The 20,240-nt window shown below is 62.4% G+C and carries 21 protein-coding genes; 17 read left to right on the forward strand and 4 right to left on the reverse strand.

From position 1 onward, the window contains the following. Positions 1 to 62: 62 nt before the first annotated feature. The 6 genes from VVD49_RS04335 (at position 63) to VVD49_RS04360 (ending at position 5,992) form a co-directional block, all read left to right on the forward strand. Positions 63 to 737, forward strand: coding sequence for an RBBP9/YdeN family alpha/beta hydrolase (locus VVD49_RS04335; protein ID WP_327597902.1), 675 nt, complete (start codon positions 63 to 65; stop codon positions 735 to 737). Between the two features lie 134 nt (positions 738 to 871). Then, positions 872 to 1,399, forward strand: a complete 528-nt coding sequence (locus VVD49_RS04340) for a rhodanese-like domain-containing protein (RefSeq protein WP_327597903.1) — start codon at positions 872 to 874, stop codon at positions 1,397 to 1,399. A gap of 170 nt (positions 1,400 to 1,569) precedes the next feature. Beyond that, on the forward strand, positions 1,570 to 2,523 hold the full coding sequence (gene epsC / locus VVD49_RS04345; protein WP_327597904.1) for a serine O-acetyltransferase EpsC: 954 nt from the start codon (positions 1,570 to 1,572) through the stop codon (positions 2,521 to 2,523). Then, positions 2,520 to 2,762, forward strand: coding sequence for a helix-turn-helix domain-containing protein (locus VVD49_RS04350; RefSeq protein WP_327597905.1), 243 nt, complete (start codon positions 2,520 to 2,522; stop codon positions 2,760 to 2,762). Before epsC ends, VVD49_RS04350 begins: the two co-directional genes overlap by 4 nt. Before the next feature lie 340 nt (positions 2,763 to 3,102). Next, the gene (locus tag VVD49_RS04355; RefSeq protein ID WP_327597906.1) at positions 3,103 to 4,029 is read left to right on the forward strand and encodes a family 2A encapsulin nanocompartment shell protein; all 927 of its coding nucleotides are present in this window, start codon (positions 3,103 to 3,105) and stop codon (positions 4,027 to 4,029) included. After that, positions 4,004 to 5,992, forward strand: coding sequence for a family 2A encapsulin nanocompartment cargo protein cysteine desulfurase (locus VVD49_RS04360; protein ID WP_327597907.1), 1,989 nt, complete (start codon positions 4,004 to 4,006; stop codon positions 5,990 to 5,992). The genes VVD49_RS04355 and VVD49_RS04360 overlap by 26 nt, the downstream gene beginning before the upstream one ends. A 125-nt stretch (positions 5,993 to 6,117) precedes the next feature. On the opposite strand, the gene VVD49_RS04365 is transcribed toward VVD49_RS04360, so the two are convergent. After that, on the reverse strand, positions 6,118 to 6,651 hold the full coding sequence (locus VVD49_RS04365) for an REP-associated tyrosine transposase (RefSeq protein WP_327597908.1): 534 nt from the start codon (positions 6,649 to 6,651) through the stop codon (positions 6,118 to 6,120). Between the two features lie 1,141 nt (positions 6,652 to 7,792). Between VVD49_RS04365 and VVD49_RS04370 the strand changes: the two genes are divergently transcribed. After that, positions 7,793 to 8,341: a hypothetical protein gene (locus tag VVD49_RS04370; protein WP_327597909.1), complete on the forward strand. Its 549-nt coding sequence runs from the start codon at positions 7,793 to 7,795 to the stop codon at positions 8,339 to 8,341. Between the two features lie 227 nt (positions 8,342 to 8,568). On the opposite strand, the gene VVD49_RS04375 is transcribed toward VVD49_RS04370, so the two are convergent. Continuing rightward, positions 8,569 to 8,781 (reverse strand): hypothetical protein, encoded by a 213-nt coding sequence (locus VVD49_RS04375; protein WP_327597910.1) that lies wholly within the window; start codon positions 8,779 to 8,781, stop codon positions 8,569 to 8,571. A gap of 221 nt (positions 8,782 to 9,002) precedes the next feature. Here VVD49_RS04375 and VVD49_RS04380 point away from each other — a divergent pair, with 221 nt between their 5' ends. The 4 genes from VVD49_RS04380 (at position 9,003) to hisC (ending at position 11,858) form a co-directional block, all read left to right on the forward strand. Beyond that, positions 9,003 to 9,395 carry an ArsR/SmtB family transcription factor gene (locus tag VVD49_RS04380; protein WP_327597911.1) on the forward strand — a complete coding sequence of 131 codons (393 nt, stop codon included), beginning with the start codon at positions 9,003 to 9,005 and terminating at the stop codon, positions 9,393 to 9,395. Then, positions 9,392 to 9,835: an SRPBCC family protein gene (locus tag VVD49_RS04385; RefSeq protein ID WP_327597912.1), complete on the forward strand. Its 444-nt coding sequence runs from the start codon at positions 9,392 to 9,394 to the stop codon at positions 9,833 to 9,835. Before VVD49_RS04380 ends, VVD49_RS04385 begins: the two co-directional genes overlap by 4 nt. Positions 9,836 to 9,862: 27 nt before the next feature. Then, positions 9,863 to 10,660, forward strand: a complete 798-nt coding sequence (locus VVD49_RS04390) for an SDR family NAD(P)-dependent oxidoreductase (RefSeq protein ID WP_327597913.1) — start codon at positions 9,863 to 9,865, stop codon at positions 10,658 to 10,660. A 142-nt stretch (positions 10,661 to 10,802) separates the two neighbouring features. Next, entirely contained in the window at positions 10,803 to 11,858 is a 1,056-nt protein-coding gene (gene hisC / locus VVD49_RS04395; RefSeq protein ID WP_327597914.1) for a histidinol-phosphate transaminase, read from the forward strand. A 141-nt stretch (positions 11,859 to 11,999) separates the two neighbouring features. Here the strand turns inward: hisC and VVD49_RS04400 are convergent, their stop codons facing one another. Further along, positions 12,000 to 13,718: an ABC transporter ATP-binding protein gene (locus VVD49_RS04400; RefSeq protein WP_327597915.1), complete on the reverse strand. Its 1,719-nt coding sequence runs from the start codon at positions 13,716 to 13,718 to the stop codon at positions 12,000 to 12,002. A 343-nt stretch (positions 13,719 to 14,061) separates the two neighbouring features. On the opposite strand from VVD49_RS04400, the gene VVD49_RS04405 reads away from it, so the two are divergent. From VVD49_RS04405 to VVD49_RS04425, 5 genes are all read left to right on the forward strand, one after another. Continuing rightward, positions 14,062 to 14,229, forward strand: coding sequence for a periplasmic nitrate reductase, NapE protein (locus VVD49_RS04405; protein ID WP_327597916.1), 168 nt, complete (start codon positions 14,062 to 14,064; stop codon positions 14,227 to 14,229). Positions 14,230 to 14,313: 84 nt separating this feature from the next. Further along, positions 14,314 to 14,613 (forward strand): chaperone NapD, encoded by a 300-nt coding sequence (locus VVD49_RS04410; RefSeq protein ID WP_327597917.1) that lies wholly within the window; start codon positions 14,314 to 14,316, stop codon positions 14,611 to 14,613. Continuing rightward, complete coding sequence (gene napA / locus VVD49_RS04415; protein ID WP_327597918.1) at positions 14,597 to 17,086, forward strand: periplasmic nitrate reductase subunit alpha; 2,490 nt, start codon at positions 14,597 to 14,599, stop codon at positions 17,084 to 17,086. The genes VVD49_RS04410 and napA overlap by 17 nt, the downstream gene beginning before the upstream one ends. 42 nt (positions 17,087 to 17,128) lie before the next feature. Further along, positions 17,129 to 17,605 carry a nitrate reductase cytochrome c-type subunit gene (locus VVD49_RS04420; RefSeq protein WP_327597919.1) on the forward strand — a complete coding sequence of 159 codons (477 nt, stop codon included), beginning with the start codon at positions 17,129 to 17,131 and terminating at the stop codon, positions 17,603 to 17,605. A gap of 10 nt (positions 17,606 to 17,615) precedes the next feature. Next, positions 17,616 to 18,290 (forward strand): cytochrome c3 family protein, encoded by a 675-nt coding sequence (locus tag VVD49_RS04425; protein WP_327597920.1) that lies wholly within the window; start codon positions 17,616 to 17,618, stop codon positions 18,288 to 18,290. A gap of 165 nt (positions 18,291 to 18,455) precedes the next feature. Here VVD49_RS04425 and VVD49_RS04430 read toward each other — a convergent pair whose 3' ends face one another. Beyond that, on the reverse strand, positions 18,456 to 19,316 hold the full coding sequence (locus tag VVD49_RS04430; protein WP_327597921.1) for an NAD(P)-dependent oxidoreductase: 861 nt from the start codon (positions 19,314 to 19,316) through the stop codon (positions 18,456 to 18,458). Positions 19,317 to 19,586: 270 nt separating this feature from the next. On the opposite strand from VVD49_RS04430, the gene VVD49_RS04435 reads away from it, so the two are divergent. Then, positions 19,587 to 20,225 (forward strand): hypothetical protein, encoded by a 639-nt coding sequence (locus VVD49_RS04435; protein ID WP_327597922.1) that lies wholly within the window; start codon positions 19,587 to 19,589, stop codon positions 20,223 to 20,225. The last annotated feature ends 15 nt before the right edge of the window (positions 20,226 to 20,240 follow it).

Raw genomic sequence — 20,240 nt, forward strand, 5'->3', positions numbered from 1 at the left:
AGACCACCGGGAGTTTTCCCGGTACTGTCTCAAGCTTCCTCAGCAGCAGAAGGGCTCCGCACATGAGCACCGTCCTGATCGTTCCCGGCCTGCATGGCAGCGGCCCCGCGCACTGGCAAACCTGGCTTGAAGGTCAGGTGCCGGATTGTGTACGTGTCGAACAGAGCGACTGGAGCACGCCACAGATCGCACGCTGGGCTGGCGCAGTGCGCCAGCAGCTCGACCGTGCCAAGGGACACGTGTGGATCGTGGCACACAGCTTCGGCTGCCTCGCCGCGGCCCACGCCGCGTGGGACTACCGCGATCGCATCGCCGGTGCCATGTTCGTCGCGCCCGCCGACCCCGAGAAGTTCGAGGTGACGAACATCATCCCGACGGAGCACCTCGGCTTCCCGAGCGTGGTCGTCTCGAGCACCAACGACCCGTGGGTGCGGCTGATGCGCGCCGCCTGGCTGGCCGATTGCTGGGGTAGCCACTTCATCAATATCGGTGCCGCCGGACACATCAACACCGACGCAGGTTTCGGCCCGTGGCCGGAGGGCCTGCTCATTTTCGAACGACTGCGCCGCGCGCAGGACGATCTGCCTCTGGGCCAGTTCGGCGGTGGCGGTGGCGAGCGCCGTCGCGGCACGGGTAAGGCCGGTAGCGGCAGCAGCAGCGGCCGCCGGGACGCACTCGCCCGCCGCATGCAAGCTTTCAGAGCGGGCCTTGATGACGACTACAGGATCGCGGTGTGAGCGCTCGCGTCGACACGCGCCTGTCATCGCATCCTTTTGCACAATTACAGATAACCAGCCAAGTTTTTATTCGTTTTAGGTGTAAGCACGAAGCCGTAATCTGCAAGCTCGCAATCTGATTACGGAGACACGCGATGTCCGCGATCCACACCGAAACCGCGCCTGCATCGACAGGCCTCGCTGCCGCCGGCAGCGCTCCTGCAGCCGTCTTGTCTGCCCCCTCATCCGAAGCCCTCGAACAGGCCCGCCAACAAGCGAACGAGCTCAACCTGCCGTATGCCGGCGGTGTTTCGCCGCGCGATGCCTGGGCGCTGCTCTCGTCGGGTGCGGCCGTGCTGGTCGATGTGCGCTCCGCCGAAGAACGCAAGTTCGTTGGCCACGTCCCCGGTTCCACTCACGTTGCCTGGGCGACCGGCACGGCGCTCACGCGCAATCCACGTTTCACGCGCGAGCTCGAAGCCAAGGTCAAGAAGGATCAGGTCGTGCTGTTGTTGTGCCGCAGTGGCAAGCGCTCTGCGCTCGCGGCGGAAGCAGCGGCCAAGGCCGGTTTCAGCAACGCCTTCAATGTGCTCGAAGGTTTTGAAGGCGAGATCAACGCCCAGCAGCAGCGCGGCTCGAGCGATGGCTGGCGTCATCACGGCCTGCCATGGGTGCAGGACTAGGCGTCTGCTGGTGATTGCCATTGCGATCACTGTCGCGATCAACATGACGAGCAGATCGTCATTCGCAGTACCGCAGGCATGGCCTGCCGGGGACTGACCTGCGCGTCGACGACGGCAGTACCCGCACAGCAATACGGTAAAGACAGCACAAAGGCACAGGGAGAAGCGGCATGAGTGCCGATGAAAACGAAGCACTGCAGCACCTCGCTGCAGTACCCAACTGGGAACTCGACCGCGTGGTTGGCGGCCTGCGTGCAGCACGCGAGCAATGGCGTGCCAGCCAGCATCGCAAGCGCGAATTCGGCGGCCGCGAGTTCCCCTCGCGCGACGCGCTCAGGTCAGTCGTGGAGAGCCTGCGCGGTGCACTCTTCCCGATGCGCCTCGGCCCGCCCGATCTGCGCCAGGAGAGCGAAGACTTCTACGTCGGTCACACGCTGGACGCCGCGCTCAACGCCTTGCTCGTGCAGGTGCGGCTGGAGCTGCACTACGCCGCGCGTCACAAGCCCGGCGATGCTGCCACGCTGGAGTTGCAGTCCGTCGCCATCGTGCACGACTTCGCCGCGGCCCTGCCCGGCGTACGCACCCTGCTCGACTCCGACGTGCTCGCCGCCTTCCAGGGCGACCCGGCAGCGCGCTCGGTCGACGAGGTGCTGCTGTGCTACCCCGGCATCATCGCCATCATTCACCACCGTCTCGCGCATGTGCTCTACGGACTTGGCGTGCCCTTGCTGGCGCGCATCGTCGCCGAGATTGCCCACTCCGAGACGGGCATCGACCTGCACCCCGGCGCGAAGATCGGTCCCGGTTTCTTCATCGATCACGGCACCGGCGTCGTCATCGGCGAGACGGCCGTGATCGGCGCGCGCGTACGTCTCTATCAAGCGGTAACGCTGGGCGCCAAGCGCTTCGAGAAGGACGAGGACGGCACGCTGCAGAAGGGCCTGCCGCGCCACCCGGTCGTGGAGGACGACGTGGTCATCTACGCCGGCGCCACCGTGCTCGGCCGCATCACCATCGGCGCGGGCTCGACGATAGGCGGCAATGTCTGGCTCACGCGCAGCGTGCCTGCCGGCAGCCATGTCGCCCAGGGCGGCCTGCGACAGGAACCGGGTAGCGTGCAATGAGCAGCCTGTGCATCCGCTTCGGTTCCGTCGTCAGGCAACTGCGCGAAACGCACAGCCTGTCGCAGGAGCAACTCGCCGAGCGCGCCAACCTCAACCGCTCCTACATCGGCGAGATCGAGCGCGGCATCGCCATGCCTTCACTGGCGACCCTGATCAAGCTGTCGAGCGCGCTGGAAGTGACGCCGAGCTCGTTGTTGGCGCGATATGAGAAGACGGCGGAGCAGAGTGCGAGTTGCTAGTTACAACCACTGGGCACGAACGCTTTCCCCTCTCCCGGCCTACCGGCCACCCTCTCCCTAATGGAGAGGGAACGGCAACGGCCCGGCCCTTGGTGAAGCAGCGAGACCGCAGGTGCGAGCACGGCAAGAACTTAGCAGTCCCCTCGCCCTGAGGGAGAGGGTGCCCCGTCAAGGGCGGGAGAGGGGGAAATCGTTGATCGACCTCAACACCTAACCACCATGCCTCCGTCATTCATCACCATTGGTGGCTATAGCATGTTGAGGTAATCCCTCATCACCGCGAAACTCGGTTAGCAATTTTCCCGCTATCCATATTCATTTTCCAGATAAGGAGTCGATCGTGGCAGATGTAAATCAACAGGCATTGGGCGACAACGCCGCACGGCAGTTAGCCAATGCGACCAAAACCGTCCCCCAGCTTTCCATCATCACGCCACGCTGGCTGACGCATCTGCTGCAGTGGCAGCCGGTCGAAGCCGGTATCTATCGCCTCAACAAGGTGAAGAACCCGCAGGACGTGCAGGTCGCATGCACGCAACGCAACGAATCCGATGAGCTGCCCAACACCTTCGTCGACTACGAAGAGCAGCCGCGCGAATACTTCCTCAACGCCGTCAGCACCGTGCTCGACGTGCACACCCGCGTGTCGGACCTGTACAGCAGCCCGCACGACCAGATCAAGGAACAGCTGCGCCTGACGATCGAGACGATCAAGGAGCGTCAGGAGTCCGAGCTCATCAACAATCCGGAATACGGCCTGCTGGCCAGCGTCGCCGAAGAACAGCGCATCTTCCCGTTGACCGGCGCACCGACGCCGGACGACCTCGACGAGCTGCTCACCAAGGTGTGGAAAGAGCCGGCCTTCTTCCTGACCCACCCGCTGGCGATTGCTGCTTTCGGCCGTGAGTGCACCCGTCGTGGCGTGCCACCGCCAACCGTGTCGCTGTTCGGTTCGCAATTCCTGACCTGGCGCGGCATCCCGCTGATCCCTTCGGACAAGGTGCCGGTTGCCGATGGCAAGACCAAGATCATCCTGCTGCGCGTTGGCGACAAGCGTCAGGGCGTGGTCGGCCTGTTCCAGCCTGGTCTGGCTGGCGAACAAAGCCCGGGCCTGTCGGTGCGCTTCATGGGCATCAACCGCAACGCCATCGCGTCCTACCTGATTTCGCTGTACTGCTCGCTCGCCGTCCTGACCGACGACGCTCTCGCTGTGCTTGATGACGTGGAGGTCGGCAAGTTCCATGACTACCCAGACACCTACAAGTAATCCTGCGGAAGCAGGCGGCTTGGGTGGTGTGGGGTCGGGTGTGAGTGGTTTGACGCCACCCATCGACATCGTGGACATCGCCAAGCTGGCCGGTGAGTTCTTTTCGGCTCTGCCGACGACGGCTGCACCCGGTGGCGTGAGCAACGGTCTGCCACTGGGGCTCAGCCATATCGGTGGCCCGTCGCAACTCGTCACACCGCCGCAGCCACCCGAGCCCGTGCTCGCCCTTGGCGCGCGCGGTCCGTCGCTGGCGCCTGCGTCGGCTGCGCAAACCGGCGTGCCGGACAAGTTCGCCGACACCGCCGGTGCTTCGAGCCGCAGCCCCGGCCAGGCCGTGCCGGAAGCCTACGCTGCCTCGTTGCCCAGCATCGACGCACCGCAAGCACCTGTGCAGACGCCTGCTCATTTGCCAGCAAACCCGCCCAGCTCGCCGTACTACTTCCTCGGCGAACAGAGCGCGTATCCGAAGACTGCGCCTGAAGTGAACGTGCCACGCGAAGACCGCGTGACCGCTCGCTCCTTCGGCCTGCCCGGTGAAGACGAGCTGCGTGTCCTGCTTGGTGGCGCACCGTCATCACCCGATGCAGGCGCACCGCAAGCCGCTGCGCAGACGCGTCCCGGCGCGCCGGCACAGCCCTCGCAAGCGAGCAGCAAGGATGGGTGGTTCTACTTCACCGATCTGACGCGTGGTCACAACGGTCAAGAAGCAGGCAAGGCCCCACTCGCACAACCGAGCGGTCATCCACCGTTCGACGTGAACGCAGTACGCCGCGATTTCCCGATCCTGCAGGAACGCGTGAATGGCAAGCAGTTGGTCTGGTTCGACAACGCCGCCACCACGCACAAACCGCAAGCCGTGATCGATCGCATCTCGTACTTCTACGCACACGAGAACTCCAACATCCACCGCGCTGCACACGAACTCGCGGCGCGCGCGACGGATGCTTACGAGGGCGCCCGCAACAAGGTCGCGCGCTTCATCGGTGCCGGCTCCAGCGAAGAGATCATCTTCGTGCGCGGCACCACCGAAGCGATCAACCTGATCGCCAAGACCTGGGGTGTGCAGAACGTTCACGAGGGTGACGAGATCGTCGTCTCCAATCTCGAGCATCACGCCAACATCGTCCCCTGGCAGCAACTCGCTGCGCAGACCGGTGCCAAGCTGCGCGTGATTCCCGTGGATGACAGCGGCCAGATCCTGCTCGACGAAGCCCGCAAGATCATCACCGACAAGGTGAAGATCGTCGCCGTCACGCAAGTCTCGAATGCACTCGGCACCGTCACGCCGATCAAGGAACTTGTCGCCATGGCGCACAGCGTCGGCGCCAAGGCCCTGGTTGACGGCGCGCAATCCGTATCGCATATGCGTGTGAACGTGCAGGCGCTGGACGCAGACTTCTTCGTCTTCTCCGGCCACAAGATCTTCGGCCCGACGGGCATCGGTGCGGTGTATGCGAAGCGCGACATCCTCGAACACATGCCGCCATGGCAAGGCGGCGGCAACATGATCGCGGACGTCACCTTCGAGCGCACCGTCTACCAGCCACCGCCCAACCGCTTCGAAGCCGGCACCGGCAACATCGCGGACGCGGTTGGCCTCGGCGCTGCGCTGGACTATGTCGATCGCATCGGCATCGAGAACATCGGCCGCTACGAGCACGACCTGCTCGAATACGCCACGCATGGTCTCAAGACGATTCCGGGCATCCGCCTGATTGGTACCGCAGCCGACAAAGCCAGCGTCGCCTCCTTCGTGCTCAAGGGCTACACGACCGAAGAAGTCGGCAAGGCCCTCAACCGCGAAGGCATCGCCGTACGCACCGGCCACCACTGCGCGCAGCCCATCCTGCGCCGCTTCGGCGTCGAGACCACGGTGCGTCCTTCGCTGGCCTTCTACAACACCTGCGAGGAAGTGGATCGCATGGTGTCGGTGGTGTATCGGCTGGCGACGGCGAATCGCTAGCCGACTCGCACGCAGCAACAAAACGGCTCGCACACGCGAGCCGTTTTCACATTCACCAAACGTGTCCTAACGTAGGGCGCCAATAAGCGAAGCGCATTGCGCCGGATGGTCTCATGCACAACACATCAATCCGGCACCTCGATCTCTCCCTCATCACCGCCAGCCCAATCAAGCGCATAAAAGCCCTCCCGAACAAGCTGGTGAAACGTCGAGTACGGCCAATCGACAACCCTGTTCACAAGTCCATGCTTGAGTGGATTGATGTGCACATAGTCCATATGCGCGTGGTAGTCGCGCTCATCGCGGATGACATGCTCCCAGTATCGGCGCTGCCAGACTCCACGCTCACCGCGGCGGACCCGCACGGCATCGCGTCGTTCGTCTGATGGCGAAATGCCTTTCGAGAAATTCATCTTGATCAAACGCCAGCGCGTGGCGAAGTCAGCATCGCCGGGCGGCAGTTCGAGAATGCAATGAAGATGCTCCGGCAGCACAACCCAGGCGTGAATCACAAAAGGGTGGCGAGCACGGACGTCGCGGACTACTTCGCGTAGCAACTCTACGTGCCGCGTAAGCAGATGGTTGCTGTGCCGCTGGAGAAGATTGACAGTGAAGAAATACGTGCCGCCCGGTAACCAGGCGCGTCGATAGTCAGGCATTTGGGCACGATGCCGGAGGGAAACATCCGGCGCAATGCCTTTCGGTTATTGCGCCCTACTTGCGGAACAAGCACAGCAACAACCCACCGCCACGCACAACGAAGACGGTGGGTTGCCTCGCGAACCCGCCCTACGAGCTAAGCCACGTTGCTCTGCTGTCGAAGAAGCCAGAACTCAGTTGCAGCCATCAGCCGCTTGGGAGTGACATTCAGCCCCCGGATGTTCATGGGCTTGGGAGTGCCGGGCCGTAGTAATGAGTCAATTCGCTTGTTTGATCCGGACAAAGGCATTGAGTATTTCTTTCGATCCAAGACCTCTACGTGCAGGATGTAGTACTTCAAGGGGGAATCTAAACCGGGCCTCTTCTCAATATGGATTGACTTTATGTCTTGCCATGGGATTGTCTCAAAGTCCCACATGGACGTTGAGATGCCAGCGGATGAAATAGTGAGAAGCGCTTTTCCAGATTTTGCCGCTCTAGCCAAAGGCCGAAAAACCTCGACCGAGACCGCTAAGGTAAGGATAAACAACGGGACGGCCAGTATCCATAGGTCGACATGGGCCATCAATACGCATGTAAGAATAACCAAAGGGAAGAATACAGCGATCGCCAAAGCCCCAACTGGCGAGAGGTTAGCGGCCAATGTGTGAACAGATTCTTTCTGCCTTTCCACTAAGGGTGCTCTAGCAGGTGGCAATGTGACCTTAAGCGCTTCCGCACAAAATGTGCATTGCTTGCTTTGGGGTAAATTGAATTTTCTACATTCAACACAGCGCCAGAACTTGTTGGACATTCTTTTAATGTTTCGTGGAGGAGGCTCAAGAGGTACGCAGGGTGGGAAGTGTAATCGCCACCCCGCATGATTTCGCGATCAAATCCCCTGTGAATATACTTCAAGAAGTAGGGTGCAACAGCCGGAAGGCATTGCACCGAATGGTTGCCGATCTATCTTTACAAACATCCGGTGCAATGCGCTTCGCTTATTGACGCCCTACATGAGCGCGTTGGCGAGTCGTTGCTTTTTACCGAATCCAAACTGCAAGAGCGCTAACTTGCAGCACATAAGCATACCTTTATGCATGGCAGCCTCTGCCCGACAGCGCCCCCACTTGCGACAGCCCCACCTCGAGGAGATAAGCCATGCCCGGCGTAGACGCCAACTACCGTTACATCGCAGCCGCGCAGGAAGTGAATGCGCGCATCGCCCATCGACAGCAGGCGTTGAGCCTTTACGTGACCCTGGTGGTGAGCTTGCTTGCAGCGCTGGTGGCGCTGAAGCCGGGCGCAGGAGGGACGGCTTTGCCGGTGGAGTGGCTGGTGCTGGGCTTTCCGGTGGCGTCGACCTGCCTCGCCTTTCTCAACTACAAGACGGAGCGGGCGCTGAGTAATCTGCGTGCTTTCCTGTCGGCGCTGGAGCGTATCGACGACGGGCATGTGAAGCTGCCGAGCTACAACACCGATCCACGCTGGGCGCTGGAAGCGAATCGCGCGCGGCGTTTTCATGACTACGCTTCGGCGGTGCTGGTGGGTGCGAGCAACCTCGTAGCCGTGGCGGCCTTCGTGAATATCTATCCGTCGCGGGCGGTGGGTACGTCACCGGCGATCTGGCTGACAGCGGTCGTCGCTGTGCTGTGCATGATTGCGCTGTTGTGGATTCCCCGCCTGAGCTACCGCCCGGATCAGGCTTAGAGTGGGTTGCTCAGCAACCCCCTGATCGCGCACGCGCGCGCAAAGACAAACGGCCGCGAAAGCGGCCGTTTGCTTGCCTGCCTGTGCCGGCTCATGTCGGCACTCATGCACTGCCTCATGTACTGACTCATGTACTGATCATCGTCGTGCAGATCCTCTCACTCACTTTTCCCCACGCGTTGCGCTGCTGGCGCAGTGCTTGCGGGTGACTCCCATGGCATCTCTTGTCAGTGTCGCTCCTTCCACCATTCATAGATATCACTGCCCGAAATCAGGATCGCCATCAGCACCAGCGCAAGCGGCCCGATATGCAGCCCGACCGTCGCCAGCCCAAAGGCCACCAACAGGAACAGCAGTGCACAGCACTCGCTACAGACATGGGTGTTCTGGCAAAGCCTGTTCCAGCGAGTGCGCACCGCACCTGTTCTTTTCTCCTCCATGTTGCCCTCCGTTTTCCATCTGCCTGTATTCAGGCTAGGCCTGCCTTGGCGCGGCGCCAGCGGGATCAGGAGGACGTTTGATCTGCGTTAAAGGCCGGCGGTGATCTCCCTCGAAGAGCGTCGCGATTCAATGCCGGTCAGGGCCGGCAAGCGGGCGGCGCTTTGAGCACACGCCACATCGTTACTTGACCCGTCTGCCACGCGCGCCTATATTCACCCATATGGATGAATATAAAACCTCTCAGCTGGATGCCGTATTCGGTGCGGTAGCAGACCCGACGCGGCGCGCGATCCTGGCGCGCCTGGCGCAGGCCGATGCGCGTGTGACCGAACTGGCCGGCGACTTCCCGATCTCGCTCAACTCGGTGTCGAAGCACATCCGGATGCTGGAACGTGCCGGGCTGGTCAGCCGCACGGTGAGCGGGCGCGATCATGTGTTGTCGCTCAACGCCAGGCCCATGAGTGAGGCCGCCGACTGGATGGATTTCTATCGCCAGTTCTGGGAGCAGCGCCTGGCAGCACTGGAGGCTTTCGTGAGGAGTCGGCGCAAAACCGCCAGTGCTGCAGAGAAGCCCGCTGACAAGCCGGTGGTCAGGAAAGGCAAGCAGACATGACGGGTATTGCCGTCTTTCCGGGCATCACCGTGCGACGCGAAATCGAGGCTTCGGCCGAGGAGTTGTTCGATGCCTGGCTGGACCCGGACGCCATTGCAATCTGGATGTGCCCGATGGGCGTGACGCATTCGGTGGCAAGGCTGGATGCACGTGAAGGCGGCCACTTCGAGGTGACGATGCATGCACTCAGCGAGTCGTACTGGCATCGCGGTGTCTATCAGTGCATCGACAGGCCACGTCAGCTGGTGTTCACCTGGATCTCGGCTGCCACGCACGAGACCGAATCGCTGGTCACCGTGGATTTCAGGGCAGGTAGGCGCAGCGGATTTACGGAGATCGTGGTGACCCACGAACGCCTGCCGGATCAGGAGGCGGTGGCGTCGCACGCCGAAGGCTGGAGCGGCGCGCTGGAATTGCTGGGAAATATGCATATTGGCTGATGCCGGACTTAGGCGAAGGAGAGAAGCATGCTGCTGACAGACAAGGTTGCAGTCATCTACGGCGGTGGCGGTGCCATCGGCGGCGCGGTCGCGCGTAGCTTCGCCCGCGAAGGTGCCCGGGTATTTCTTGCTGGCCGCACGCTGGCCAGGCTCGAAGCCGTAGCCGCTGACATCCGCGCTGCGGGTGGCCGTGTCGACATCGCAGCGCTCGATGCCCTCGATGAAGATACGGTCAATCGCCACGCCGATGCCATTGCGGCAAGCGCCGGCCGCATCGACATTTCGCTGAATGCCATCGGCCTCATGCATGTACAGGGCCCGCCACTGGCCGAGCTGTCGCTGGCCGACTTCACCTTGCCGATTTCGGGCTACACGCGCAGCAACTTCATCACCGCCAAGGCGGCAGCGCGACACATGACGCCACAACACGCGGGCGTGATCCTCACGCTGTCGACACCAGGTGCACGGATGACGGGTCAGGGCTTTCTGGGCTATGGCGTGACCTGCGCAGCGATCGAGGGCTTTTCACGCCTGCTCGCAGGCGAGCTGGGCGGCAATGGCATCCGCGTCATCTGCTTGCGGCCCGATGCGATCCCCGAAGCGCAGCCACATTCGCACGCCCGCCAGGTCTTCCAGGGCTTCGCCGATCGCTTCGGCACCACGGTGGATGCGATGCTGGCCGAACGAGGCCGCAGCGGCACGCTGCTGCAGCGTTTCCCGACGCTTGGCGAAGTCGCCGACTACGCAGCTTTCGTGGCCTCTGACCGCGGCAGCGCCATGACGGGCGCGATTGCAAATCTGACTTGCGGCTCGCTCGTGGATTGACTGGTCGGAGCGGGCAAGGGGCATAGTCCACCGCCGGCAATCGTTGCCACGGACAAGCCCCCTCTCCGGCGGGTGATGGCCTTCAGCCCGATCGACGCTACGCAGTCGTCTAGAATTGCGGTTTGTCCCCAGCCGTAAAATCATGAGTCAATTCTGGAGCCCCCTCGTCAGCACGCTGAGCCCCTATGTACCCGGCGAGCAACCGAAGATCGCCAAGCTGATCAAGCTGAATACCAACGAGAACCCGTACGGCCCTTCGCCACGCGCCATCACGGCGATGCAGGCTCAACTGGGCGACAGCCTGCGTCTCTACCCGAATGCCGAGAGCAGCACGGTACGCCAGGCGGTGGCGGCCATGCATGGCGTGAGCGAGGCAAATGTGTTCGTCGGCAACGGTTCCGACGAAGTGCTGGCGCACGCCTTCGCGGCGCTGCTCAAGCACCCGCGCCCGCTGTACTTTCCCGACATCAGTTATTCCTTCTATCCGGTGTACTGCGGGCTGTTCGATATCGCCTTCAAGCAAGTGCCGCTGGATGAAGGTTTCGGCATCCGCCTGGCCGACTACGATGAGGGCGCGGGCGCAATCATCTTCCCGAACCCGAATGCGCCGACAGGCCGTGCGCTGCCGCTGGCAGAGATCGAAGCCTTGCTGCAAGCCCGGTCCGATGTGCCGGTGATCGTCGACGAGGCTTACGTGGACTTCGGTGCCGAGTCCGCCATTCCACTGGTCGTGCGCTACCCAAATCTGCTGGTGGTGCAGACCCTGTCGAAATCGCGTTCACTGGCAGGTCTGCGCGTTGGTTTCGCGGTGGGCGATGTGGCCCTGATCGAAGCGCTGACGCGCGTGAAGGACAGCTTCAACTCCTACCCGCTGGATCGCATTGCGCAGGCCGGCGCCGTCGCGGCGCTCGAAGATCGCGAATGGTTCGAGCAGACGCGCCAGCGCATCATCGCCAGTCGCGAAGCGTTGGTCGTCCGTATGCAGGCGCTCGGCTTCGAGGTGCTGCCATCGGCCGCCAACTTCGTCTTCGCACGTCACCCGCAACACGATGCGGCGCAGCTCGCAGCAAAGTTGCGCGAACGCGCCATCCTCGTGCGCCATTTCCGCTCACCGCGCATCGATCAGTTCCTGCGCATCACCATCGGTGACGAAGCGCAGTGCGAGGCTTTGTTGCAGGCACTTGCCGCCTTGACGTAGGGAGGGCTCGAGGCGCAGCGCACCCTGCACCGCACGTAGGTCGGAAAAGCGCAGCGCCTTCCGACATTGCGAGGGTGAATCGGCGCCAAGGCCTTGTTCGATGGCTTGAAGTCGGAAGGCGCTACGCTTTTCCGACCTGCGTCATGCCACTTCTGCGGTTTCGTCGACACTACGGTCGCTCACCAGCTTTCCCTCAGCGAAATGCAGCACCCTGCCCATGTCCTTCAGGGAACGTGTGCGATGTGCAATGGCGATCACGACGGAGTCCCCTGGCATGCACGACAGGATGCCGTTCATGACGTGATCTTCCGTCGCGTCGTCGAGCGCCGAAGTGGCTTCGTCGAGGATCAGGATCGACGGCTGGCGGTACAGTGCGCGGGCGATGCCGATACGCTGGCGTTCGCCGCCGGAGAGCGAGTAGCCGCGGTCGCCGAGTTGTGTCGCGTCGCGCTGCGGCAGTCGGGCGATCAATTCGGTGAGGCCCGCTGCGATGCAGACCTTGTCGTAGAGCGCCTCGTCCAGCTCGCGCATCAGGGTGATGTTGTCCTTGATCGAGACGTTGAACAGCTCGGCGTCCTGCAGCACGACGGTGATATGCCGCTCGAACTCGTCGGGCTGGATTTCGAGATTGCTGAGGCCGCCGATCTCGATGCGCCCGGCAGCCGGTTCGTAGAGGCCGAGCAGCAGCTTGATCAGCGTGGATTTTCCGCTGCCGGATTTGCCGGTGATGCCGACGCGCTCGCCGCGCTGGACCTCGAAGCTGATGCCGCGCAGTGCGGGCTTCAGTTCCTCCTGCACCTTCCAGTTGTATTCGAGATCGGTGACGCGAATGGCGTCCCAGTCCTCCGGGAATTTCGCGTGGCGCGCCTGCGCCTTGACGACCTGCGAGTCGTCGAACAGCGGCATCAGGCGCATGAGTTCGGAATAGCGCTCGACCATGGCCTGGAATTTGTCGGTAAATGCGGTCGTCGAAGTGCGCAGGCCGTTGAAGTACTGCACGTAGGTGATGACGAAGCCGATGGCGATAACGTGGCTGAGCACCGCCCAGGCAATCGCCGCGAGGAAGATACCGAAAGAGATGCCGGTGAAGACCTGGAACACCATCCACTTCTGCGTGCCGAGCATGACGCGCTCGTGACCGGCTGCGGTGGTCGTCGCTTCCTTGCCCTGTACGGCGCTGCGCACCATCGCGCCAGCGCCGGTCGCCTTGATGGTGAGGATGTTGGTGGCCCCCTCGACGATGCTGCCGCTGGCGTTCTCGGCGCTCTTGTTGAGACGCGCGCTGACCAGCGCGATCTTGCGATCGTAGTGGCGCTCGATCAGCGACATGCCGATGACGAAGTACACACCGAACAGCACGAACCAGGGGCTGATGAAGAAACACGACACGGTCACGCCGATCAGCGTGGCCAGCGGCCCGGCGATCTCGTTATGGAAAATGCCCCATTCGCGCACGGCGTCGGAGCCGGTGATGAGACGCTGCACCTTGTTGCCGGCCGACTCCTCGTGATGCCAACTCATCGAGAAGCCGACGAGCCGCTCGAATCCCCACACACGGGCGCGGTAGCGACAGTTGAGAGCAACCTGACCGAGGATGCGCTTGCTGCGCAGGCGTATCCAGGCGATCAGGCCGCGCAGCGCAGCCAGCGCGAAGATGACGGAGGCAATGGGCAAGAGGCTGTCGCCCGGCTTGTAGGCCATCAGCATGGTGATCAGCACGCCCAGCAGGTAGGGCACGATCAACTCGCCGGTCTCGCTGCCGAGGACGATGGGCACGTGCAGGAAGTAGCGCTTCCGGTCGGAGTCGAGGAAGAACAACAGGGACTTGGCGACGAATGCTGCGGGGTTGCTGGTTTTCATGACTGCCTCAGGGGTGACTGGCTCCTGCGTCGGCTCGTGGCCGGACGGGCTGCCATTATGAGGTCAGAGGATATGCAATGTGGAACTATCAGGCTTGATTGAAAATGCGGTTTGAGCCAGCCACGATGGATGAGCGTTCTATATATGCTTAATGCATTGCCAGACGCTCGCTGAGAACACGAGGCGACTCGTCTCTCTCGCGGCGATGGCGGGGATTGTTGTATCGCAGCATGCGCGCATGATTTTCGATCATGCCTCTTGACCTCATGCGTTCCGCACCCTAATACTATTGGCATGAAGCGGCCGCAACGGAGTGTGGTCGATCGGCTTTTGGAGGCCGTAAGTGGAAACCCCATCAGAGCAGTTCTCTCGAACCGAAGAGGTTCGGAGCTGGCTGTTTCTCGTCGTCGTCATGACGCCAGCTCTCGCCGTTGCCGTGGTGATCGGCTACGGCTTTCTCGTCTGGATCTACCAGCTCTTCGCAGGGCCACCCGGCAGTGGCTTGCCCTGATCGTCTCCCCCATTCCTGATCGTGCCTTTGCTGCGCGTCGCCACGGCCACGCGCTTCCCTGAATCATCCGTGCGGGAACATCGAATGACAGACGCGTTACATGCTGCTGAACTGCATATCGCCGGCGTGGTCGTGCACGTCGTGCCGCTTCACCTGGCCCGCACGCATGCGGCCATGAGTCGCATGGAAGGCGTGTGCATCCATGCAAGCACGCCCACTGGAAAGATCGTCGTCACGCTGGAGACGCCCGGCGAGGGCCCGATGATGGTTCTCCTCGGCGAGATCCAGCAATTGCCCGGCGTGATCTCCGCCGCGCTGGTCTATCAACATGCCGATACCCTGGACGCCATGAACGAGGAGCTGAGCAATGACTACGCGGCGTGACTTCATCAGACAGAGTGCTGCAGCATCGGCTGCGGCAGTAGCCGGCGTGTCCCTGCCCGCCAGTGCGCAGAACATCGCCGGCACGGGCGACATGAAGCTCAAGTGGGCGAAGGCGCCGTGCCGTTTCTGCGGCACTGGCTGCGGCGTGAATGTGGCCGTCAAGGACGGCCGCGTGGTCGCCACGCACGGCGACATGAACAGCGAGGTCAACAAGGGCCTCAACTGCGTGAAGGGCTACTTCCTCTCCAAGATCATGTACGGCGGCGACCGCCTCACCAAACCGCTGCTGCGCATGAAGGATGGCGTGTATGCGAAGGACGGCGAGTTCGGCGAGGTGAGCTGGGACAAGGCCTTCGATGTGATGGCGGCGCAGTTCAAGAAAGTACTCAAGGAGAAGGGGTCCACAGCGGTCGGCATGTTCGGCTCGGGCCAATGGACGGTGTGGGAAGGCTATGCCGCGCTGAAGCTCATGAAGGCCGGTTTCCGCAGTAACAACATCGACCCCAACGCGCGCCACTGCATGGCCTCGGCTGTGATGGGCATGATGCGCACCTTCGGCGCCGACGAACCGCCCGGCTGCTACGACGACATCGAAGCGGCTGACGTGTTCGTGCTGTGGGGCTCGAACATGGCGGAGATGCACCCTATTTTGTGGACCCGCGTCACCGACCGCCGCCTGAGCAATCCCGACGGCAAGGTCTTCGTGCTGTCGACCTTCGAGCACCGCTCCTACGACCTCGCCGACGTGACGCTGACCTTCACGCCGCAGAGCGATCTGGTGATCCTCAACTACATCGCCAACCACATCATCAAGAGCGGCAAGGTCAATCGCGATTTCGTGAACAAGCACACCAACTTCAAGCTTGGTAACGATGACATTGGCTACGGCCTGCGCCCTGATCACCCGCTGCAGAAAGCCGCGAAGAACGCCGGCGACCCCGGCGGCTCGAAGCCGATCAGCTTCGACGAGTACGCGCGCTTCGTATCGAAGTACGACCTCGACTACGCCGCGAAGATGAGTGGCGTGCCGAAGAATCGCCTGCTGGCACTGGCCGAGGCCTATGCCGATCCGAAGACCAAGGTCATGTCCTTCTGGACCATGGGCTTCAATCAACATACGCGCGGCGTTTGGGCCAACAACCTCGTCTACAACATCCACCTGCTGACCGGCAAAGTCTCCACGCCCGGCAACAGCCCGTTCTCGCTGACCGGCCAACCTTCCGCCTGCGGCACGGCACGCGAGGTCGGCACCTTCGCGCACCGCCTGCCGGCTGACATGGTCGTTGCCAACCCCGAGCATCGCAAGAAGGCCGAGCAGATCTGGAAACTGCCCGAGGGCACCATCGATCCGAAACCCGGCTTCCACGCGGTATTGCAGAACCGCATGCTCAAGGATGGCAAGCTCAATGCCTACTGGGTGCAGGTGAACAACAATATGCAGGCCGCGGCCAACCTCTCGCAGGAGGGCTATCCGGGCTATCGCAATCCCGCCAACTTCGTCGTCGTGTCAGACGCCTACCCGACCGTGACAGCCGTTGCAGCCGACCTGATCCTGCCGACCGCGATGTGGGTCGAGAAAGAAGGCGCCTACGGTAATGCCGAACGGCGCACACAGTTCTGGCACCAGATGGTGGATGCGCCCGGCGAGGCGCGCTCCGACCTGTGGCAGCTCATGGAGTTTTCCAAGCGCTTCAAGGTCGAGGAAGTGTGGCCCGCAGAGTTGATCGCCAAGAAGCCCGAGCTGCGCGGCAAGACCCTGTTCGACGTGCTGTACCGCAATGGCCAGGTCGACAAGTTCCCGAGTTCGCAGATCGAGGCGGGCAATGCCAATCACGAGTCGAAAGCCTTCGGCTTCTACGTGCAGAAGGGCCTGTTCGAGGAGTACGCACAGTTCGGCCGCGGCCATGGCCACGACCTCGCGCCCTTCGAGGCTTATCACGAAGCGCATGGCCTGCGCTGGCCGGTGGTGAATGGCAAGGAGACCTTGTGGCGCTATCGCGAAGGCAGCGACCCGTATGTGAAGGCCGGCACGGGTTTCCAGTTCTATGGCAATGCCGATGGCAAGGCCAATATCTTCGCCCTGCCCTACGAGCCGCCCGCCGAATCGCCGGACAAGGAGTTCCCTTTCTGGCTGTCGACCGGTCGCGTGCTGGAACACTGGCACTCCGGCTCGATGACTCAGCGCGTGCCCGAACTGCATAAGGCATTCCCGAACGCGGTGTGCTTCATGCACCCGGACGACGCGAAGGAGCTGGGCCTGCGGCGCGGCGTGGAGGTGGAGATCATCTCGCGACGCGGCAAGATGCGTACGCGCATCGAAACGCGTGGCCGCAACAAGCCACCGCGCGGCCTGGTCTTCGTGCCGTGGTTCGATGCCAGCCAGCTCATCAACAAGCTCACGCTGGATGCGACCGATCCGATCTCGCTGCAGACGGATTTCAAGAAGTGCGCCGTGAAGGTGGTTGCCGTCTGAGGCGGCACCTGACCAGAACCGTCGAAACTCACGGAGACCTGCATGCAAGCCCGAACCCTGATTGCGCTGCTCTGTCTGGTGACCTCTGCGCTCGCGATGGCGCAGACGGTGCCGTTCTACGACCCCGCGCGCGGCGTCACGCCGATTGCCGACGAAGCGAAACCGCCACCGATCGGCAACGAGGAGAATCGCGACATCCGCCGCACGCGCGCCTACTCGATGCAGCCGCCGACGATTCCGCACAAGATCGACAACTACCGCGTCGACAAGAACTTCAACCAGTGCATGTTCTGTCACGCCCGCTCACGCGCCGAAGAAACGCAGGCCGTGCCACTAAGTGTCACGCACTACATGGATCGCCAGGGCAACGTGCTCGCCGAGGTGTCGCCACGGCGTTACTTCTGCCAGCAATGCCACGTGCCGCAGATGGATGTGAAGCTCGTCGTGCCGAGCAACTTCGAAGACATCGACACGGTGCTGCGCCAGTCGCGTCAGTCCTCCTCCAGCAAGAAAAAATAGCGGAGCCTGCATGCTCAATCTGCTCAAGCGCTACTGGAAAGTCCTCAACCGGCCCAGCGCGCATTTCAGTCTGGGGTTTCTGACCATTGCGGGTTTCGTCGCCGGCATCGTTTTCTGGGGCGGCTTCAACACCGCCATGGAGCTGACCAATACCGAGCAGTTCTGCACCGGCTGCCACGAGATGCGCGAGAACGTGTACGTCGAGCTGCAGAGCACGATCCACTTCACGAATCGCTCAGGCGTGCGCGCCAAGTGTTCTGACTGCCATGTGCCGCACAACTGGACCGACAAGATCGCGCGCAAGATGCAGGCCTCCAAGGAGGTATGGGGCAAGATCTTCGGCAGCATCAACACGCGCGAGAAATTCGAGGCGCGACGGCTGGAGCTGGCGGAGCACGAGTGGGCGCGCTTCAAGGCCAACGACTCGCTGGAATGCCGCAATTGCCACAACTACGACTCCATGGATTTCACGCGCCAGAGCCAGCGCGCGGCCGCCATGCATTCGAAGTATCTCGGCAACAAGGAAAAGACCTGCATCGACTGCCACAAGGGCATCGCCCACCACCTGCCACCGCTACGCGACGTCGACCCTTCGCAGATGGGCTTGAACGCGCCGCAGGATGTGCCGGCGAGCTGGCCGCCGCTCGCGGCCCTGGCATCACCCGGGTCGCGCGCCGCGGATTGACCGGCTCACGCGATACGCCGATGCAGGCCTCGTAGGTCGGAAAAGCGCAGCGCCTTCCGACATCACGCTGTCAAACACGGCTTGCGCCCCGATGGAGCTCCGCAATGTCGGAAGGCGCTTCGCTTTTCCGACCTACCTCCGACCTATATCCAACCTACATCCGGCTTACTTGATGACGCGGTACACGGCGGCGATATCCTCGTCGCCATACCCGGCGATGCTGGCACGCTTGAAGAGCTCGTTGCTGGCGCTGGCAGCATGCAGGCTCTGACCAAGCTCTTCGCTGAGTGCGATGGCGAGGCGCAAGTCTTTCTGCATGTGCTTGAGGGGGAAGCTGGTGGTGTAGTTCTCGCCCAGCAACATCGGCCCCTTGCCTTTGAACATCGGGCAGGCCATCGCGCCGGCTTCGATGACATCGAGGATCTGCGCGCCGTCGAGATCGCTCTTGAGACCGAGCGCGAGCCCCTCGCTGAATGCTGCCAGCATGCCGCCCATGATCATGTTGACCACCAGCTTCATGCGCGCGCCCTGGCCGAGCTCGCCGAGATAGAGGTTCTTCTTGCCGAGCTTCTCGAAGGCCGGCAAGGCGTCGTCGAAGAGGCTGCGTTCGCCGCCGGCGAGAATGATCAGCGTGCCGTCTTCGGCCGGCTTCTTGGTGCCGGAGACCGGTGCTTCGAGGAAGCGCCCGCCCTTGGCCGTGATGGCCGCGCCGATGTCGCGTGCGGTCTGGTCGTCGACGGTGGACATGTCGATGTAGCCACGACCGTCGCCGATGCCTTCCAGCACGCCATCGGCCCCAAAGCAGGTCTCGCGCGCCGCGGCCGGGTCGGACAGGATGGCAAAGGTGATGTCGCAACTGGCCGCAACCTCACGCGGCGTGGCCGCCTGTTTTGCCCCCAGCGCAACGAGTGGTGCACAGCGCGAGGCGGTGCGGTTCCACACAGTGACATCGAAGCCGGCGCGAATCAGGTTCGCCGCCATTGCGTTGCCCATGATGCCCAGGCCCAGAAAACCATAAGTTGCCACGACACACATCCTTTCAATCCGCTCGGAAATCCTGTTGCTGCACGCACAAGCAGGCCTTGCCGGATTGTGCCGCGTATCGCGCAACGGCGGGCATATCAAGCTTATCGCTCAGCTCGATAAGCCCCGTCGAGAAGGCCCGGGCAGGGCTGCGTAGGCTATAAAACAGGAAGAATGCACAGGCCCCGGGACACAAATCCGCCGGAACTGTTGCGCCATCGCGCACTCCATCCTGAGTACGCATGAGAGATGCACAAGCCAGGAGACCGCATCATGTCCATTCAACTCCCTTCCGTGACGGCGCCACGCAATACAACGGCAGTCACCAACACAACCGCCACGCCGGTCACGACCAGTACGGCCAACGGCAACTCGCCGCAGGAAATCGTCTCGCTCGGCGGCAGCAAGGGCGACGACCTGACCTACGCCGACCCGCGCACGCGGCTGGAAACGGAACGCCCGGACCTGGCCAGGCTGCTCGCCGACTCGAAGCAGCAGGTCGACGATTTCATGGCCTTCCTGCAACCGCTGCTTGAGCAGCAGGGCCTGGCCATCGACAAGGTGGTGAGTGGCGAGCAGAAGCTCAGCGCCGACCCGGCGACCATCGAGAAGGCCAAGGCAGCCATCGCGCCGGATGGTGAGTTCGGTGTGACCAAGGTGGCCGAGCGCATCCTGAATTTTGCGAAGTTCGGCATTGGCGACGACCCGGAGAAGATCGAGACTTTCCGCGCGGCGATCCAGAAGGGCTTCGACGAGGCGCAAGCCATGCTCGGCGGCAAGCTACCGGAGATCAGCCAGCAGACGCACAAGGCCATCATGGACGAGCTGGATCGCTGGGCCGCCAATGGCATCCCCTCGGGTAATGTGAGTCTGGCGCCCGCGCCTGCCGCAGCGCAAACTGTGAGCGCCTGAATGTCGGGCAGCCCA

Origin of the sequence: Uliginosibacterium silvisoli (assembly GCF_036017035.1) — a bacterium.
GTDB classification, from domain to species: domain Bacteria; phylum Pseudomonadota; class Gammaproteobacteria; order Burkholderiales; family Rhodocyclaceae; genus Viridibacterium; species Viridibacterium silvisoli.

What these genes read in the sequence shown, in the direction of transcription:
- VVD49_RS04435 (WP_327597922.1), top strand. Translation starts at nt 19,587, where the DNA reads ATGTCCATTCAACTCCCTTCCGTGACGGCGCCACGCAATACAACGGCA.
- hisC (WP_327597914.1), top strand. Translation starts at nt 10,803, where the DNA reads ATGAGTCAATTCTGGAGCCCCCTCGTCAGCACGCTGAGCCCCTATGTA.
- VVD49_RS04335 (WP_327597902.1), top strand. Translation starts at nt 63, where the DNA reads ATGAGCACCGTCCTGATCGTTCCCGGCCTGCATGGCAGCGGCCCCGCG.
- VVD49_RS04340 (WP_327597903.1), top strand. Translation starts at nt 872, where the DNA reads ATGTCCGCGATCCACACCGAAACCGCGCCTGCATCGACAGGCCTCGCT.
- VVD49_RS04350 (WP_327597905.1), top strand. Translation starts at nt 2,520, where the DNA reads ATGAGCAGCCTGTGCATCCGCTTCGGTTCCGTCGTCAGGCAACTGCGC.
- VVD49_RS04370 (WP_327597909.1), top strand. Translation starts at nt 7,793, where the DNA reads ATGCCCGGCGTAGACGCCAACTACCGTTACATCGCAGCCGCGCAGGAA.
- VVD49_RS04410 (WP_327597917.1), top strand. Translation starts at nt 14,314, where the DNA reads ATGACAGACGCGTTACATGCTGCTGAACTGCATATCGCCGGCGTGGTC.
- VVD49_RS04400 (WP_327597915.1), bottom strand. Translation starts at nt 13,718, where the DNA reads ATGAAAACCAGCAACCCCGCAGCATTCGTCGCCAAGTCCCTGTTGTTC.
- VVD49_RS04375 (WP_327597910.1), bottom strand. Translation starts at nt 8,781, where the DNA reads ATGGAGGAGAAAAGAACAGGTGCGGTGCGCACTCGCTGGAACAGGCTT.
- VVD49_RS04380 (WP_327597911.1), top strand. Translation starts at nt 9,003, where the DNA reads ATGGATGAATATAAAACCTCTCAGCTGGATGCCGTATTCGGTGCGGTA.
- VVD49_RS04360 (WP_327597907.1), top strand. Translation starts at nt 4,004, where the DNA reads ATGACTACCCAGACACCTACAAGTAATCCTGCGGAAGCAGGCGGCTTG.
- VVD49_RS04390 (WP_327597913.1), top strand. Translation starts at nt 9,863, where the DNA reads ATGCTGCTGACAGACAAGGTTGCAGTCATCTACGGCGGTGGCGGTGCC.
- VVD49_RS04365 (WP_327597908.1), bottom strand. Translation starts at nt 6,651, where the DNA reads ATGCCTGACTATCGACGCGCCTGGTTACCGGGCGGCACGTATTTCTTC.
- VVD49_RS04385 (WP_327597912.1), top strand. Translation starts at nt 9,392, where the DNA reads ATGACGGGTATTGCCGTCTTTCCGGGCATCACCGTGCGACGCGAAATC.
- napA (WP_327597918.1), top strand. Translation starts at nt 14,597, where the DNA reads ATGACTACGCGGCGTGACTTCATCAGACAGAGTGCTGCAGCATCGGCT.
- VVD49_RS04420 (WP_327597919.1), top strand. Translation starts at nt 17,129, where the DNA reads ATGCAAGCCCGAACCCTGATTGCGCTGCTCTGTCTGGTGACCTCTGCG.
- epsC (WP_327597904.1), top strand. Translation starts at nt 1,570, where the DNA reads ATGAGTGCCGATGAAAACGAAGCACTGCAGCACCTCGCTGCAGTACCC.
- VVD49_RS04425 (WP_327597920.1), top strand. Translation starts at nt 17,616, where the DNA reads ATGCTCAATCTGCTCAAGCGCTACTGGAAAGTCCTCAACCGGCCCAGC.